This is a genomic window from Rubripirellula obstinata (assembly GCF_001642955.1).
GTDB lineage: Bacteria > Planctomycetota > Planctomycetia > Pirellulales > Pirellulaceae > Rubripirellula > Rubripirellula obstinata.
The window spans coordinates 50,969-68,496 of sequence record NZ_LWSK01000004.1; the positions used below are offsets into that span (position 1 = coordinate 50,969).

A 17,528-nucleotide genomic window follows, 5' to 3' on the forward strand; every position below is an offset into this window, starting at 1 on the left:
AGATGCGAGGCCCAGTCAAAACGATACAATCGACGACATGAATGATTCCCTTCGCGACGGTTTGCAGACAACGTTTCAGTGGCAGAGCCAATTGCCCTGGCTGTTCCTACTACTGCTTGCCCTGCCGCTGCTGATTTCGGTTTGGCGATTCAAAATTTATCCGTCGATTGTCTGGACCATCTTGCTGGTGGTTTCCGTTGCCTGCTGCATCGTGACGATCTTCGCTGCGAACTTTTTGGTCGTGACCGCCGCGATCGATGTGGCATTGATCTTGATTGCCAGCGCCGATTGGTTGCTGCTGTGGTTTCGCTCGGAAAGCGGCATCCGCGTCAGCCGCTCGCTGCCGCGTACGATATCGTTGGGTGTGCCAGTTGAAAGTGAATTAACCGTCGAGAATCGAACCGGCATGACGCTGATCGGTGAAGTGCGCGACGACTTGCCCGAGGATTTCAGCGCTACGCCGAATGAACACTCACTGCGTTTGCCACCGCTGGCTCGGATGACGAGCAAACGAAAGCTGACCGCAAATCGCCGAGGCGCGTTCGAGCTCCAACATGTCTATTTGAAGTTCGCAAGCCTGTGTCGTTTGTGGGTTCGCCATCAAAGGATCGATCTATCGCATTCGTTGAAGGTCTATCCTGACATGAAACAGCTTGCCGATTACGCACTGCTGGCTCGCACGAATCGGTTGAGTTTGATTGGTGTTCGGAAGACGCGGCGGATCGGACAGGACAGCGATTTTGAACGACTGCGAGACTACAGCCGCGACGACAATTATCGGCACATCGATTGGCGTAGCACCGCGCGGCGAAGCAAGTTAACGGTTCGCCAATTTCAAAGCGACCAAAGTCAACGAGTGATTTTCTTGCTCGATTGTGGTCGCATGATGACCAACAGTCGCGACGGTTACAGTTTGCTTGACCACGCACTCAATTCGATGCTGATGATGGCCTACGTCGCATTGCATCAAGGCGATTCAGTCGGCTTGCTGTGTTTTTCGGACAAGATTCATTCTTACATTCCACCGCGTGGTGGTAGCAGCCAAATGAATCGCTTGCTGCAAGCCGGTTTTGATCAGTTTCCCCGGATGGTCGAATCGCGTTACGACCAAGCATTTTTGTATCTATCAACGCACTGCAAGCGACGCAGTTTGGTGGTCTTGGCAACGAACGTGATCGATGAAGTCAACGCGGGCGCGGTCGTCGATTACCTGGGCAACATCACCGGCCAACACTTGCCGTTGGGGGTTTTGCTGAGAGATCGTCAAATGTTCGACGCGGCCGACACACCCGACGGGCCAATGGGCGAAGGCGACGAGTTTTCCATGTACCGGTCCGCAGCGGCCGCCGATATTTTACTGTGGCGAGACCAAGTGATCCGTGATTTGAGCCATCGCGGAGTGTTAACCGTGGACGCATTCCCCGATGAGTTGACCGCGCCGTTAGTCAATGAATACCTGAAGGTAAAAGCAAAGCATCTGCTTTAGCGGACGCCGTAACTCGCCGAGGCTCGCTACGGCCTACTTGTTAGACCGTTTTCCCGAACAGATTGTAGGCCGTAGCGAGCCCCAGCGAGTTACGGCAATCTAATTCAATTGAACTAACTCTTTCGGCGTTTGCTTTCGGTTCGCATCAATCGCTTTTTGTTCCTGTTCTTTGCTGACCAAATCATAGAACACGGTTCGCTGACGTGGCTCGAAACCTAGTTCTTCGATGGCCTCGCGAATCTGATCCAGGGTCAAAAAGTGAACCGTTCCGGCTTCGGCGACGACGTTCTCTTCGATCATCAAACTTCCCATGTCGTTGGCACCAAAAGTCATCGCCAACTGGCCAACCTTCAAACCCTGCGTCACCCAACTGCTTTGAATGTTGGAAACGTTATCCAAAAATAATCGCGACACCGCCAACATCTTCAGGTACTCAAACGAACCCTTCGGTGCGTAATGATCCATTTGAGTATTATCGGGTTGGAATGTCCAACAAATGAAAGCGGTGAAACCGCCGGTTTCATCTTGCAGGTCTCGCACTCGCTGCAAGTGTTCGGCACGCTCTTCTAACGTTTCAGCGTGACCGAACATCATCGTCGCGGTGCTGATACCGCCAAGCTTGTGCCAAACCCGCATCACGTTCAACCAATCGTCGGTCATCACTTTGCCGCGAGTGATCTCATCGCGAACGCGGTCAACCAGAATCTCTGCACCGCCGCCGGGAATGCTGCCCAGTCCCGCGGCCTTCAATCGCGTCAGCACTTCCTCGATCGACAGATTGTTGACCTTTGTAAAATGGTGCAATTCCGGCGGGCTAAAACCGTGGATGTTCAGATCGGGAAACGCTGTCTTGATGTCTCGCAATAGCTCTTCGTACCAATCGAGTTTGAACTTGGGGTGAAGACCACCCTGCATCAAAATCTGGTTGCCGCCGAGTTCGATCGTTTCAGCGACCTTCTTCAGGATTTCGGCACGAGGCAGGACATAGCCTTCGTCACTTTTGGGGCCGCGATAGAACGCACAGAAATCGCAGACCGCTGTGCAAATGTTGGTGTAGTTGATGTTCCGATCGATGTTGTACGTCCGAACATTCTCGGGATGCATTCGACGCGAAACCTGATCGGCGGCGGCACCAACCGCGGCCAGATCGTTGCTTTGCAGCAGCGTCAGAGCGTCAGCGGCCGTCAACCGTTCGCCGTCGATGGCTTTGTCGAGAATTGAGTCGATGGAAACTTTGGCGGGAGCGATCATGTCGGTCGTCGTTTGAGAGTCAGTGGTGGTTTTGGAGTCGGAAGCATTCGGAGCTAGCCCGATTGCCGACGCTCTTTCTTGAAAAGCGGTCAGCCCCAACCGTTCGCCGGGACCGAGATGGAAGTGCAAGTTCTCTGCAAAATAACGGTGAACGTCTTCTTTGGTCAGCCCATGCTTGGCGGCTTCAGCGTCAGCGATCTCTTCAAACGCTTCGCGGCCAGCGTCGCGACTGGCTTCCAAAATATCCGCCAAACCGGTCGTATCGACGCCGGCTCTGGCAACCCAGGTCGCAAACACAAAGGGTAATTCGGTGTGACGACACCATCGATCCCCCAAATCCCAAATCGTTCGGTAAACACCCCTCGCCGGATGCATCGCACGGTCGCCGATCATCAAAATCGCGTCTGCATCGACCGATTCAGGGTTCTCGTCCATGCCCATCGGAATCGTCTCGGGACGCAGGCCATACATCTCCCAAAGCAGCACGCGGACCATCGCGGCGCTCGTCCGGCTGCCCTCGTCCAATGCCAATCGGCGGATTCGCTTCGTCGGCACGCGGCTGAGTAATCGAACGCTCCAGACCGGTCCGCGACAAGCGATCGCAGCGTTGGAAATGATCTGGTACCCGCGATCCAACCCACGGAAGTATTCAACGCTCGGGATCAGAGCCACATCCAGGTCGCCGCTGGCCAGATCGTCGGCCAACCGACTGGGCAAGTCCAAAGACAGCGACGCCGAACTGCCCAACAGTTGCGGCAACTGGTGGATCAGAGGCTTGGTGTTCAGGTAGGAAACGGCACCGATGCGGAGCATTTTTGACGACTGCAATAAGTGGAAGTGTCTCGTTGACTGCTACTTGCTTAAACCGCTGCTTGGGCACCAGGACAACTCAGACGCATCGACTCGGGTTCGTTTTCCATTGGACGGGTCGTGAAACTCGATCGAAACGGCTCGCAGTTGAATTTCACCTGCTGAATCGCCATACAATGAATCGCCCAGAATCGGAAATCCGCGTGATGCCGAACCGATCCTCAACTGATGCATCCGCCCGGTTTCCGGCTTCAGGATCAACCGCGTCCGATCGCCCGCGGCATCATAATCGACGTTTTCGACGCGCGTCACAGCAGATTTTGCGTCCGAAGCAGTTTCGTCGGCGATTTCGACTTTGGGATGGTCCGCAATCTTGCGAATTCTGTCTTTCCAGCATCGTTCGATCCCGCTGGCGTCACCGGCAACGACAGCGTGGTAAGTCTTGTCGATTTTGCGAGCCGCGAACTGCTCGCTCAGCAGCCTGGCTGCCTTTTTGGTCGTCGCCACCAAGATCACGCCGCCAACGGGCACGTCCAGCCGGTGCGGCATCGCCAGGTACTCAACCGAATCGGCCAACTGAGCCCGCAACTGAATTTCCAGCGAATCGACACCTTGGGCTGCTTGAGTCGGCAAACCCGCCGGTTTTTCAGCAGCCAGCCACGTCGGTTCTCGCTGAAGGATCTTGATCAAAACTTACTTTCGCTGGGCGTGTCTGGTCGGCGAGGCTAGCCGCCTATTGTAAACTCCACTGACATCATCCCAACCCGTCTTCATTCCAACGAATCCAAACGAACTCGATGCCCAAAGACTTTTTAAAAGGTGCCGCCGACCAATACGACGTCGTTGTGATCGGCAGCGGACTCGCCGGCATGACTTCGGCCAACATCTTGGGACGTGCCGGTCACCGAGTGCTGCTGCTGGAACAGCATTACAAGCTGGGCGGATTGGCGACCTGGTTTCTGCGACCCGGCGGACATATTTTTGATGTTTCGCTGCACGGATTTCCGCACGGCATGATCAAGTCCTGCCGCCGTTATTGGAACCGAGACATTTCCGATCGAATCGTTCAGCTTACCAACATCCGATTCGATAACCCGCAATTCTCGCTGACCACGACTTTCAATCGCGAAGACTTCACGCGTTTGCTGACGACCGACTTTGGGATCGAACCGCAAACGGTCAACGATTTTTTCGACACCGCACGAGGAATGAATTTCTACGACGACCAAGCGACGACCACGCGTCAATTGTTCGACCGTTTTTTCCCAGGACGCGACGATGTGGTTCGTTTGTTGATGGAGCCAATCACCTACGCCAACGGATCGACGCTGGAAGACCCAGCGATCACTTACGGCATCGTGTTCAGCAATTTTATGAACAAGGGCGTTTTCATTTACGAAGGTGGCACCGAAGACTTGGTCGCTCGGATGAAGAAGGAACTGCAATCCAACAATGTTGATATTCGCATCAATTGTCCGGTGGAAAAGATCGTCGTCAAAAATGGCCACGTCGCCGGGGTCGAAGTCGGTGGTCGCACGATCGGTTGCCGTGCCGTCGTCAGCAACGCAAACCTGCGAACGACGGTGCTGAAATTCCTGGGCGACGAAGTGCTCGACAATTCCTTCGTTGAAAAAGCACAAGAAGTGCGACTGAACAACAGCAGCACGCAGGTCTACATGGCACTGAAAGAGGGCGAAACGATCGAGGAATCCTCGGGCGATTTGTTCTTTACCAGCACGTCCAAGGAATTCCGCACCGACTTGCTGCTGTCGCGAGACATCACCAGCCGAACGTTCAGTTTCTATTACCCACGAACCAGACCTCAAAAGAAGAAGGAACGCTTCGCGGTCGTCAGCAGTACCAACGCGAACTGGTCCGACTGGGCGGATCTAAACGAAGAAGACTACGCCGCATCCAAGGCCGATCTAGTCGAAACCACGATCGAAGCCCTTGAAAAATATCTTCCCGGCGTGCGAAACAAAATTGAACGAGCCGAAGCAGCCACGCCACGAACCTTCCACCATTACACCCAACATGAAATGGGTGCCAGTTTCGGAACCAAGTTCGAGGGCCTCGGCGTCAGCCGCGACCTCCCCAACCAAATCGGCGGCATGTACCACGCCGGCAGCGTCGGCATCATCATGAGCGGCTGGCTGGGCGCGATCAACTACGGCGTCATCGTCAGCAACGAAGTCGACGCCCAATTGCACAACGAAAGTGCTCACGTTTAGAACGCAGATTCTTAACCACGGATGGCTTTCGCAGACCCACGGATAAATTCACCCGGCAAATCCGTGGTCCCGCGAAAGCCATCCGTGGTTAATTTTTCTACCGCCACGAACGTGCAACTAAGACTGCGTTTCTAATTGGCAAGGTTTGCCGTTGATGCGGATGGCAACTTGCGCACGAATCACCTGTTGGCGATCGAGTGCTGTTTATTCTTGACTATTGCTGGCCGTGCTGCATGGTTGTCATAGCAAGCGATGACTGGAGCCGACAGTCAAGTGCCTAATGCCGAGAGTGGATGCCAGGAGCGAGCCGAAAGGTGAACCGAGAGCTGAAGCCAGTGGCCAAACGCCGACGGCCTAGGCCGGTCATCTAGTTTGCCTGTTCGCGTGATGATGCGCACATCACGCGTTCTTTTTCCTACATTGTTCGCTTAATCTTTAACCACGGATGGCTTTCGCGAGACCACGGATGTATCGGGCGAGTTTATCCGTGGTCCCGCGAAAGCCATCCGTGGTTATTCTCACTCGCGATAAATCAGTCGGTACTTGATTTGTCGCCAAACGAACAGCATCACTCCCATCAACCCGAGCATCGAAACGCTGATCCACAACAGCATTGGGCCAAGCGTGATGATGTTGTAGGCGAACCAGCCGTTGTAGACGCTGTCCCATTTTAGGATCGTCAGCAGCGTGCCGGCGCATAGGTACGGGCCGAAGGGCACCTGAGCATCGCGCGTGATAATGTACTGAATGATGACGATAAAGATCGCTGTAAACGGTGCCAAGAAGAAGGCTGCCAGGGATCCTTGCCAGCCAATGAACGCTCCGATCATCGCCATCAGCGTCACGTCGCCGAATCCCATCGCTTCCATATTCATCGCCCAAGATGCGATGATCCGAATCGCCCAAACGATTCCGCCGCCGACCGCCAAGCCGACCAGCGATGTAAAAAGGCCATGCCATGGCGTCCCGCCAATCTTGAACACGGTCAACAGCAAAAGAAAACCAACGGCCCACATGCTGAGCAGGATTTTCCAGGAACCGTAATGGAACAGCCCGTTGGTGAAGTGACGGATCGCTCGCCCCAGGCCTCGCCTTCTCGCAACGATGCCGCTCCATCGGCGATCGGCCAATGCAAAGCACCACACTGACCAGATCAAGACGGCGACTAGGAATCCTGCACCGCTAAACCAGATACCTGGTGGGCCGAACCATGGGGAATCAAAGGTGGTTTCTTTGATGGACGTTACATCACCACCGACTGGTAAAGACGTGGGCATAAAGATGGAAGTGCTGATCGTTCCAACGATTAAACCCATCCACGTTCCAGGAATGGTGATGATGTCCGGGATCGTTTTTTCGTCCAAGTCAATAAACGTCGCTGCGACCATCAACGTGACCAGGATCGCGTGAGCGAAAAAGATTGTTGTGCCAACTGGTTCAAATGTTTTCAGGAAACCTGGATTCGCGGCCGCAGCGGCTGGCAACAATCCGCCGGCCAGGGCTTCGTAGTGATAGAGCGCCGGCAATCCGATCGCCATCGTCAATTCAATCAGCAGCGGTCGCACCCAAAACCCTCGCCCGTGAACACTGGCTTCGCGAGTCAGCCGAAACCAACCAATCACGGGGATGCAATCAAGCCAGTTTCTGGCCTTCCACCAATCACCAGTCCAAGACGAGGGTCGATGTTTTTCGGGAACCGCTAGCCAGCGACTTTGGCGAGTCCATGGCGAGATTGGACGCGGAGTGATGTACGCGTAAGTCGAGATGACATGGTTTGCGAGGGCACCCGCGAACAGGCCAAGGATTGTTAGCAAGAGGCAACGAAGGCCGAGTGGCAGATTCATCCAAAATTCGATCAAGATTTCGTCCTATCGGCATCACGCGCGGATCAGTTGGTCCAGGATTGCGAAGTTTAGCAATTCAGGTCGATGAATGTAGGCCGTAGCGACCGATCAAGCCAACAGTCAGCATGCCGAACACGAACGCGCCGCCTACTTGCGCCCATGCGCTGCTGAGCACGATCTTGTTGACTAATGAATCATGTTGATCGGTGGTTTTGGGCAATTGTCCGGTATACTCGGCAACGTGATGCAGCAAGCTGACGGCCAGCGATTCCTTGGGGATATTTTGGTGGCATGCACTGCAGGTTCCCTGACGAGAAATGTGCTGCATTTCTTCTTTGTTGAAAGCTCGCGATAACTTGAAGTGGTGGCCGACGGTCGCCAATTGGTTGCCTTCCTCGTCTACGACAACCGACCAATCGTGATCCAGGTTTTCAACTTTCGTGACCTGCACTTGCGTCTTTTTGGGGAGGATTTTTCCATCGACCGTTTCAAGATCAACCGTATGGTCTTCGTTCCAAGGTCGAGTCGATCCGATGCCAAGTCCGAGAGCTTTGTCGGAAGCGTGACAGGATTCGCAGGTCCGCGCCGCCTTCGTCGTTGTGTGCGGCTGCGTTGGCGACATGTCGATCGCCAATTGCCCATCGTCGCCACCGCGTTCCAATCCCGGTGCCGTTTTGTAGACGTGATTGACTTGGATCGGTTCGCCATCTTCGCCGATGATCGTTACCGATGGCTGGCAACCGGGCGTGATCGGCGTCACGCGGCCTTCGCCATTGATCCCCATCATCGGTTCTTCCCAGCGAAGGTAGGAACGTTGTTCGGATATCTTGCCAGGGATGATCGTGTCGTAGCCCGTTTCGCCGGGATCGGCTGCGTATTTGGGATCGGCATGACGGCGACCGGCGGCGACCCAGTCAAAGTTCTCCTGCGACTCGCTGCATTCGGGGCACTTGTCTTTTTGGCTGTAGTCAATTTTGACGTGGCATCCATAACACTGCGGCGTCCACGTTGAATGGCACGTGTAACATTCCAGTCGTTCCATGTGTTTGGAAACATTCTTCATCGCGACGACACCGCGCGGTGACACTTCATCTTCTTCAATCAGCGTCTTCAGCGGCTTCATGCGGATGTCTTTGCCAGCCGCGGTGTGGACGATGATTTCGTTGCCGTCGCGGACAACATTTTCGTACGGATTACCGCGAGCCGAAATCAAGAATCCGTCTTTCGAGTCGTAGTTGGTGCCCTGGCGAGTGTGCGGCAGTGTTTCATTCAGCGTTCCACGTGGGCTTCCGACCGCCTGCGTCATTTCAAATTCGTCCATGAACCCCAGCGGCAAGTCCCACGGATAGGATTCCGGAGTTCCGTGGCAATCCGAGCACTCGATCGCAACAGCAGCCAAGTTTGCCGCCGCCAAGAATCCGTCGCCATGGATCCCGGTCGATGTGTGGCAATCTTGGCAGGTCATGCCTTTCTGGTAATGGATGTCTTGTTCCATTGCCAGATAGTGTTTGGTGTGCAGCGCCGGTTGGTCGGTGCCATCGGATTGGAACGGCGAGTGATAAGGCGTTTCCATCAAGCCTTGAAAAGAAACACCGATTCGCTTGCCGCGATCATGGCAAGTCGTGCAGGTTTCAACTGGAATGCCCGAATAGGTTTCACCATGAACGGTCACCTTGGCCTCGCGGGTTCCCTGAATCGAGTGAACCAGCATGTGCCCCGGTTCATCCTTGGGCACGCTGGGGTCGTCCCCTTCGTAGAACCCTTCGTTGCTGTACGGTGCGTGGCACGACGAACAACCCATGCCGCGATAATCGCCTCGTTCTTGTCGTCCTTTGACCGCGTGGTGACAGCGCTGGCATTCTTCTCGCAGGTAGGTGAACGCGGCGAGCGTCGGATCTTCCTTCAAACGTCCAAGTTCGTCGGCTTTGAGTGCCTCGGGAAGTGGTTCGTGTTTTTGCACAAACACATCCGGTTCCATTTCCGTCAAACGTTCCATGTAGGCTCGGTAGGCATCGGTGCCGAGTCGCTCCGACGGATCGTCTGGGTTTTCGACAGCGTAGTTGCCGTATTTGTGGTTGTATCCGGTCAGCGATCCGAACGCCCAGCAAACACCTTGGATCTTTCCGGCCTCGGTCATCATTAGACTTTGCCATTGCACACGCACTTGATCTTCGTGGCATTTGCCGCAGGTGTTTTCGTTGACCCAGGGGCTGCCGGGATCGGCGTAGAAATCGTCGCCCCCATGAGCCTTGTCCTTGTCTTTGGTTTCGGTCGGATCGCCGTTGTGGCAAACGACGCAGCCGGCCGGGTCGCCCATCGATGGCCCCATTTCCATGATCTGTTGCATCATACCTGAATCAGCTTCGCGGATCAGTTCAATCTCCGCGTGGCAGGCCATGCATCCGCTGCTGGCGGCTTCGGGAAAATGATCCAGCAGCTTATCGGCGGCTGAAAGGTGATTGGCCAGAAAGAGAACCAAGCAACTGATCAGCAATCGATAATGGAGCATAAAGCAAAATGGCTGATGAGAATCGAATGAAATGTGAACGTTGAACGTAACGCACAGCGACGTGTACGAACAGCATTAAATCCGGTCAGTCACCAAGCTGATGAAGAACGCCGTGAAGGGTTTCTAAATTGTTTAACCGCGTGGGCATCGCCCCGCGCGCTGTGGTGCCGCACGACGCGCAGGGCGATGCCCACGCGGCTAAACGACCTAACACGTGTTTTCCCGGACCAAATCTCTTCACGGCGTCGGGTACAGTCAATGATAGACTGAACCCTGGCGGGCCCAACTACGAGAAAACCGGGAAGTTATTTCGGGACCGTTCCTTACTGGGAAACGGACATCTCGAACGGCCGGGATTTCGATTCGGTGCTGGTGGGGAAATCATCAGGCACCTCGTTTAGCGTGACTTTGCCATCGGCTGCCCACTCGGTGCCTCGGACCAGCAGAGTCGCATAGCCGACGCATGCCATCGCCTGATCATCGTGCCCCATCACCGTATGAAAAACACGGCCACCTTTGTAGTCGATGGTCATGACGATCGGCTCGTGCCGTCCCGTGCCTTTGTATTTTGGATCCGCATAGGCAGTGGCCAGGATCGTCATGTTGTTGGCGGGACCGCGAAGTTTTTGATAAAGCTCGTCCTTGGTATGCATCCAAGCTCGGGGCAATCCAGCAACAATCGGGTGATCAGGTTCGCGAATGACGACTTGGTATTCATGGCGAGGTCCGTGGTCACCACCATTGCCCTTCGATTCATCGCGAACGATTTCTTCGTCTTCGTTTAAGTAAACATAGGGCCCCGATTTTTCATTGCGTCCGCCCCAACCGCCCAGTCCAATCATCTGATTGAATTCTTCCCAGTCGCCGAATGAATTGTCTGCGGCGTGAACGACCACCATGCCGCCGCCACCTCCGACAAATGCCTCGAGTGCCGCCTTGGTTTCGTCGGGCCAAGCCGCAGCGTTGTAACCAAAGTTGCTAAGTACGACGTCGTAGTTTGCAAAGTTCGGCTTGAAGTCCGGGTCCGTTTTTGGCTTGGGCAGATCCTCGTATTGCTTTCCATCATCCAGTGGGAACTCCTCCAGTAATTCGCCACCTTTCCATGTGAATTGAGTTCTTTCAATATCGACAGTGAAACGATCGGTTTCCTCCAGAAAGGACTTCATCATCATCGTCGTTTTCGGCCATGTGTCGTGGTTGTTCTGCCCATCGATGATCAGCACACGGATCTTGTCTTCGGCGGAAGCGACCGAAGTGAAGCCGAATATGATCAGGAAGAGGTAGCTAAAAGCTTTCATAGGAATGACGACGCCGATAAGGAGGTGGGGCAGGATGCTTCTGAATTATAACAAGAAGTTTTAACCACGGATGGCTTTCGCGGGACCACGGATTTTTTGGGTGAATACTGGCTCGATAGACATCGCAATTATCCGTGGGTCTGCGAAAGCCATCCGTGGTTATTCTTTTACCCAGCCTGAATGTCAGCCAATTGGTTCATCGACTGTTTCAGGTTGCCGTACAAGTCGCGATAGATCGGAAACAGTCGGTCGTAAGCTTTCACCGCCGATCGATCGGGTTTGGTTTCGTCGGCGACTTTGATTGTGGCTTTGCAGGCTGATTCGATGTTTTTGTAGGCCCCATCGCCCACCGCTGCCAGCAACGCGACACCGAACGCTGGTCCCTGTTCGACTTCCAGTGTCGTGATCTTTTTACCAAATACATCAGCCTGCATTTGTCGCCACATCGGGTTCTTGCTGCCACCGCCCGACGCGCGAATTTGCTTAATCGGGACACCCATCGAACCGATGATTTCTAAGCTGTCACGCAGTGCCATCGTGATTCCTTCCATCACACTGCGAGTTAAATGGCCGCGACCGTGAGTAGTGTTTAGGCCCACAAAACTACCGCGAGCATCGGGATCGGCGTGAGGCGTTCTCTCACCATTGAGATACGGCAAGAACACTAATCCATCGCTTCCAGCAACAATGCTTTCCGCTTCTTTGGTCGCCGCGTCGTAGCGTTTGTTTTCGGGAATGCCTTCGAGTCCCTGCAAGATATTGTCGACCCACCATTGCAATGCGCCGCCACTGGTCAAGTTAACGCCCATCATGTGCCACTTACCGTTGACCGCGTGACAGAACGTATGAAGTCGGCCTGTCGCGTCGTATTCGGGTTGATCACTATGAACGAACATCACACCGCTGGTTCCAATCGATGTGCTCAGCACTCCGCTTTTGACGACGCCGTTACCGACCGCGCCGGCGGCACAGTCGCCCGCACCACCAACGACTTTGCAATCGGTTGTTAGGCCTAATGCTTCTGCTGCGGCGGCCGTCAACGTTCCCGTCACTTCGTCACTTTCAACGACCGACGGCAACAGATCCGCATCAAGATCTAATTTGGTAAGCAGCTTCTTTGACCACTTTCGTTTCACCACATCTAGCAACAACGTTCCGCTGGCGTCGCTCACTTCGGTCACATAGTCGCCGGTCAAACGCCGGCGGATATCGTCTTTCGGAAGCAGGACTTTTGCGAGCTTGTCGAAGTTACGTTTCTCTTTGTCACGCATCCAGAGAATCTTGGGTGCCTGGAACCCGGTCAGTGCCGGATTGGCCACCATTTTGATCAGGGCTTTGCGTCCGCCCGCTTTGGAGGTGATTTCGTCGCATTGGGCGGCAGTCCGCTGATCATTCCAGAGGATCGCGGGACGAATCACGTTGTCTTTCTTGTCCAAAAACACCGAGCCGTGCATTTGTCCGCTCAACCCGATCGCTTTGACATCGGAAGGTTTCAGTTCGCTCTTGTTCATCACGGTGCGAACCGTCTTGACCGTCGCCGCCCACCAATCATCGGGATCTTGCTGCGTCCAGCCCGGCTTGGGCTGCTCGATCGGGTACTCCGCGTTCGATTCAGCTAACACCTTGCCTGTTTCATCGATCAGCAAAGTCTTGGTTCCGCTGGTTCCGATGTCGATTCCTAGATAGTGACTCATGATGATGCCAAAGCGATGGAAGAAGATGGATTTGTTTGAATGTCAGATCTATCAATATAAAGAATGTGAGTTTTCAATGTGGGCGGAGCCGTGTGATTACTCAAGCCATCCGCGTCTGGGCCGTACAGAGTAGACCGGCCCGCCAATGGGAACCCGCTGCGTGAGCAAGGGATCTTCCCAACGCCGTGAAGAGTTTTGGTACCGGAAAACACGGATGAGTTCGTTTAGCCGCGTGGGCATCGCCCCGCGCGTTGTGCTGTCCCCGAACGCGCGGGGCGATGCCCACGCGGTTAAACGATTTAGAACCCCTTCACGGTGTTGGGATCTTCCCCCATCCCTCGATCACGCATTCAGGTTACCCTCGCGACCGTGCATTCTCTGCTTGCACTTTTGCCGTATTTCGCTCCACTCAATACGGCCTACATTGCTGCGGCTTGTTTACGAAAAAAGCCGGAGTTGCTTGTTGCATGCTCCGGCTTTGTTTCTTCAATCGTGTTGACTTCGGCTTAGGAAGTTGCTTCTTCCTTCGCTTCAGCAACGGGCTCATCGACTGGTTCGGATGCAGGTGCAGCGTCATCGAAAGATGGCTTTTCTGCTTTCCGTTTGACTCGGTCGTTCTTGCCGACCAATTCCAGGATCGCTCGCTGTCCGTTGTCACCAAGTCGTGGCGTGGCAAGTTTTAGGATTCGAGTGTATCCGCCTGGGCGGTCCACAAAACGTTCTGCGATTGTGTCGAACAGGATGCTGGTGGCTTCGCGATCGCCGATCAGTTGGACCACGCGACGCTGTGCAGCAACGACGGGAGCACGAGCGGCAGCCCATTTTTGCCAGTCGTCGCTCTTCCGCCAAGCTTTGTAAGCATCGGTGCCGCGATCCGCTTGAGTCGCGTACTTGGACGCTTCTTCGGCCGATGCCAATGACTTCTTGGCGATCGTGATGCACTTTTCAACCAACGGGCGAACTTCTTTCGCCTTGTGCGTCGTTGTCGTAATACGACCGGGAACCTTGGGTGCGTTGTCGTCCAAGGAAGCATCGCGTTCGGTCAAAAACAGAGCGCTAGTTAGGTTTTTAAGCAGCGCTTTGCGGTGAGCAGGGCTGCGGCCGAGCGTTCGGCCTCTTCGACGGTGGCGCATGTCAGTATCTGTTGGTCTTGAAAGGGATGGTTTTGGTTGCGGTGTCCACAGGCTGGGAGCCTATGCCACACTGATTAGAACATCGGTTGGTTCGGCACTCGCATGCCGAGGTGCAAACCGTACTGAGAAAGCTTTTCGCGAACTTCGTTCAGCGTTGTGTCGCCAAAGTTGCGAACTTCCAGCAATGTGTCTTCGGTGCGAACAACCAAGTCACGAATGGTTTGAATGTTTTCGCTTTCCAAGCAATTGTTGGCCCGTACCGACAATCGCATGTCCGCCAAAGTCATGTTCAACTTGGCTTCTAATTGAGCTTCGGGCGATCCGGCACCACCGCGGGCGGCCGAGAAAATACTCGGACCCAATTCGCGATACTGAACGAAGGGGTTCAGGTGCTTGCGAAGAATCTTGGCCGCTTCGATCAAAGCGAGTTCAGGGCTGACACTGCCGTCGGTCCAGATTTCCAGGTTCAAACGATCGTAGTTGGTTTTTTGTCCAACACGTGTTTCTTCGACTTCGTAACGCACACGAGTAATCGGACTGTAAACCGCATCGATCGGGATGATGCCGATTTCGTGGTCAACGGAACTGTGTTCGGTACTTGGAACGTAACCGCGACCGTTTTCGACGACCATTTCGATCATCAAATCAACGTCTTCGGTCAACGTCGCGATCACATGATCTTTGTTGATGATTTCAACGTCAGAATCCGTTTGGACATCGCCGCCAGTAATCACGCCAGCCTTGTTGGCTTCGATCGTGATCACGCGAGTCGCTTCGCTGTGGTTGCGAACGACCAAGCTCTTCACGTTCAAAACGATTTGAGTGACGTCTTCAACAACACCCGGGATCGAAGTGAATTCGTGCTGAGCGCCGCGGATTTTGATTTGAGTTACCGCACTGCCCATCAAGCTGGACAGTAGAACGCGGCGAAGGCTGTTACCAACGCTTGCACCAAAACCACGCTCGAAAGGTTCAGCAGAAAACTTTCCGTAGCTTGCTGTCAGGGTATCGCGATCGACTTCCAAGTTGCTCGGAAGTTCCATTCCTCGCCATCGGATGTGCATTGACATAAGTTTCTCGGCTCTTGGGCAAAATTCTTGGTATTGAAAAGTGGGGGCGGGCTAGGAGACCCGTCCCTTTTTTGATCACAGGCTGGTCTTGATCACAGGCAGGAAGCCTATGCCACGGAAACGCTGCGAATTAAACGCGGCGTTTCTTGCGAGGCCGGCAACCGTTGTGCGGGATCGGTGTGACTTCTTCGATCAATTTCACATTCAGGCCAGCGGCTTGCAGCGAAGTAATCGCACTCTCACGACCTGAACCAGGTCCCTTTACCTTGACTTCAACATCACGCATTCCAAACTTCTGAGCCTTTTCGGCAGCTTGCTGTGCAGCACATTGCCCGGCGAACGGCGTGCTCTTGCGGCTTCCCTTGAACCCGCTTGTGCCAGCACTGGCCCAGCACAACGTGTCACCTTTTGGATCGGTAATCGTGACGGTGGTGTTGTTGAAGGTCGCGTGGATGTGCGCGATGCCGTTGCTAACGTTGCGTTTGACGCGTTTCTTTTTGTTGGTCTTTGCCACTGCAAAGTTCTCGTTGATTCAGGTGAAGGAAGTGATCGAGTGGTTTTGTGGAGTAAAGGAATCCGCTTTAGCGAAGATCCTTAACGCCCTTCTTACCGGCAACCGTCTTCTTGGGACCCTTGCGGGTACGCGAATTGGTTTTGGTACGTTGGCCGCGAACCGGCAAACCAACGCGGTGACGCATACCGCGATACGATTTAATCTCGCGAAGGCGGCTGATGTTTTGAGCGGTTTGGCGACGCAGCGGACCTTCGACCGTGTAATCACGTTCGAGCAGTGCCGCAATCCGACCGATTTCGTCTTCATTGACGTCGGAGGCCGGGCGGGTCGGGTCAATGCCCAATTTTTCGCATGCCTCACGAGCCGAGTAGAGCCCGATTCCGTAAAGGTAGGTAAGCGAATATTGGATCTGTTTGTCGTTTGGAATATCGACGCCCATCAAACGGGGCATAGCCAGACTCCGAGTTCAAGCAGGAGGGAAAAATTTGCAACAAGACGATAGGTGAGTGTAGAAAATCAGCTTTGAAGTCAGACTCGGCGAAGCCAAAGAGCAGCGATGAAATGCCTTAAGTCATTCCTTGTGAACAACTTGCAACGTTTACTGCTTGGGTCCCCAGTTTGCATCCGATGCGGAACAAGCCGCTGAAATTGCCAACCAAGTGTCTTTCAAAATCGATTTCCTCGTGGTTTTCGTTCGCAAATGCTGCGGAACTGTGACCAGGAATCCCGGAATATACCGGTCCAGACCCGTTTTACTCAAGTGGTAACGGAGACGGAAATTTCACTAATTTTTAAGATCGGACGTATTTCACGAACTCGGTTGGCACATCATCTTTTTCAGAAGCCGGGATTCGAGTCTGTTCGACCACGCGAAACGGGGCTAAATCCAGTTCCAGGTGCGTGTCGCCTTCGACCTGAGACAAAACTCGGGTCAGCAGAATCTGGTCGCACCGAGTCAAAAGTTGTCGATAAATTTCTGCGCCGCCGACGACAAACACGTCATTTGAACCAGCCATTGTCACCGCTTCGTCGGGCGAGGCCGCTCGATCGACGCCTTCGGCCGACCAATCGTCGCTTCGTGTGATCACAATCGTCCGCCGGCCAGGCAGAGGGCGGCCGATTGAATCGTAGGTCTTTCGCCCCATGATCAGGGTGCCGCCCATTGTCAATTTCTTGAATCGACGCAAATCGCTGCTAAGCCGCCATGGCATGTCACCGTCGAGCCCGATCACCCCCGATGGCGTCATGGCAACGATGGCGGTCAAGGAAGATGAGTTTTTTACCATGAGAAGAATTGTACCAAAGTTGAACTCCGTTCTTCAGGGAGCGCCCATCTTAGAAACTGTCCCGAAATAACTTCCCGGTTTTCCCGTAGCTGGTCCCGCCAGGGTTCAGTTCACTACTAGCTGTACCCGACTGAACCCTGGCGGGCCCAGCTACGAAAGACTTCGCCAGATACGGAACGTTATCAATGCAGCGCAAACCAGCCAATCTAGCCGCGGAGCAGTGACAGCACTCTGCCGGTAATCAAACCAAAACATGATTTGCCCCGGAGGAGTGATAGAGCCTAAAGTTGGACACTTCTCGGAAAACACGTGTTATTTCGTTTAACCGCGTGGGCATCGCCCCGCGCGTCGTGCTGGTCTCACAGCACGCGGGGCGATGCCCCAATGCCACTTATCTTTAGC

The 17,528-nt window shown here is 54.2% G+C and carries 13 protein-coding genes and 1 pseudogene; 2 read left to right on the forward strand and 12 right to left on the reverse strand.

The annotated features are described in order from the left end of the window. Nucleotides 1–37: 37 nt before the first annotated feature. Nucleotides 38–1,486 carry a DUF58 domain-containing protein gene (locus RC85_RS02350; RefSeq protein ID WP_068258367.1) on the forward strand — a complete coding sequence of 483 codons (1,449 nt, stop codon included), beginning with the start codon at nt 38–40 and terminating at the stop codon, nt 1,484–1,486. Between the two features lie 99 nt (nt 1,487–1,585). Here the strand turns inward: RC85_RS02350 and mqnC are convergent, their stop codons facing one another. From mqnC to RC85_RS02360, 3 genes and pseudogenes are all read right to left on the reverse strand, one after another. Continuing rightward, entirely contained in the window at nt 1,586–2,737 is a 1,152-nt protein-coding gene (gene mqnC, locus RC85_RS28165; protein WP_068258374.1) for a cyclic dehypoxanthinyl futalosine synthase, read from the reverse strand. 126 nt (nt 2,738–2,863) lie between these two features. Next, nucleotides 2,864–3,550 (reverse strand): annotated as a pseudogene (locus RC85_RS28170) (menaquinone biosynthetic enzyme MqnA/MqnD family protein); the annotation flags it as partial. A 39-nt stretch (nt 3,551–3,589) separates the two neighbouring features. Then, nucleotides 3,590–4,237: an RluA family pseudouridine synthase gene (locus RC85_RS02360; RefSeq protein ID WP_068258278.1), complete on the reverse strand. Its 648-nt coding sequence runs from the start codon at nt 4,235–4,237 to the stop codon at nt 3,590–3,592. Nucleotides 4,238–4,344: 107 nt separating this feature from the next. Between RC85_RS02360 and RC85_RS02365 the strand changes: the two genes are divergently transcribed. Next, nucleotides 4,345–5,778, forward strand: coding sequence for a phytoene desaturase family protein (locus tag RC85_RS02365; protein ID WP_068258280.1), 1,434 nt, complete (start codon nt 4,345–4,347; stop codon nt 5,776–5,778). 518 nt (nt 5,779–6,296) lie between these two features. On the opposite strand, the gene RC85_RS02370 is transcribed toward RC85_RS02365, so the two are convergent. The 9 genes from RC85_RS02370 to RC85_RS02410 form a co-directional block, all read right to left on the reverse strand. Further along, nucleotides 6,297–7,622 carry a prepilin peptidase gene (locus tag RC85_RS02370; protein ID WP_068258376.1) on the reverse strand — a complete coding sequence of 442 codons (1,326 nt, stop codon included), beginning with the start codon at nt 7,620–7,622 and terminating at the stop codon, nt 6,297–6,299. Nucleotides 7,623–7,698: 76 nt separating this feature from the next. Next, on the reverse strand, nt 7,699–10,131 hold the full coding sequence (locus RC85_RS02375; RefSeq protein ID WP_068258282.1) for a multiheme c-type cytochrome: 2,433 nt from the start codon (nt 10,129–10,131) through the stop codon (nt 7,699–7,701). Between the two features lie 323 nt (nt 10,132–10,454). Further along, nucleotides 10,455–11,429: a ThuA domain-containing protein gene (locus tag RC85_RS02380; protein WP_068258284.1), complete on the reverse strand. Its 975-nt coding sequence runs from the start codon at nt 11,427–11,429 to the stop codon at nt 10,455–10,457. 167 nt (nt 11,430–11,596) lie between these two features. Continuing rightward, complete coding sequence (xylB, locus tag RC85_RS02385) at nt 11,597–13,123, reverse strand: xylulokinase (RefSeq protein WP_068258286.1); 1,527 nt, start codon at nt 13,121–13,123, stop codon at nt 11,597–11,599. 506 nt (nt 13,124–13,629) lie between these two features. Continuing rightward, on the reverse strand, nt 13,630–14,256 hold the full coding sequence (locus RC85_RS02390) for a bL17 family ribosomal protein (protein ID WP_068258288.1): 627 nt from the start codon (nt 14,254–14,256) through the stop codon (nt 13,630–13,632). A gap of 74 nt (nt 14,257–14,330) precedes the next feature. Continuing rightward, on the reverse strand, nt 14,331–15,326 hold the full coding sequence (locus tag RC85_RS02395; RefSeq protein WP_068258290.1) for a DNA-directed RNA polymerase subunit alpha: 996 nt from the start codon (nt 15,324–15,326) through the stop codon (nt 14,331–14,333). A 130-nt stretch (nt 15,327–15,456) separates the two neighbouring features. Next, nucleotides 15,457–15,840, reverse strand: a complete 384-nt coding sequence (gene rpsK, locus RC85_RS02400; protein WP_068258291.1) for a 30S ribosomal protein S11 — start codon at nt 15,838–15,840, stop codon at nt 15,457–15,459. A 67-nt stretch (nt 15,841–15,907) separates the two neighbouring features. Further along, complete coding sequence (gene rpsM / locus RC85_RS02405; RefSeq protein WP_068258378.1) at nt 15,908–16,279, reverse strand: 30S ribosomal protein S13; 372 nt, start codon at nt 16,277–16,279, stop codon at nt 15,908–15,910. Between the two features lie 352 nt (nt 16,280–16,631). Continuing rightward, nucleotides 16,632–17,126, reverse strand: a complete 495-nt coding sequence (locus RC85_RS02410) for a dihydrofolate reductase (RefSeq protein ID WP_068258292.1) — start codon at nt 17,124–17,126, stop codon at nt 16,632–16,634. Nucleotides 17,127–17,528: the final 402 nt, after the last annotated feature.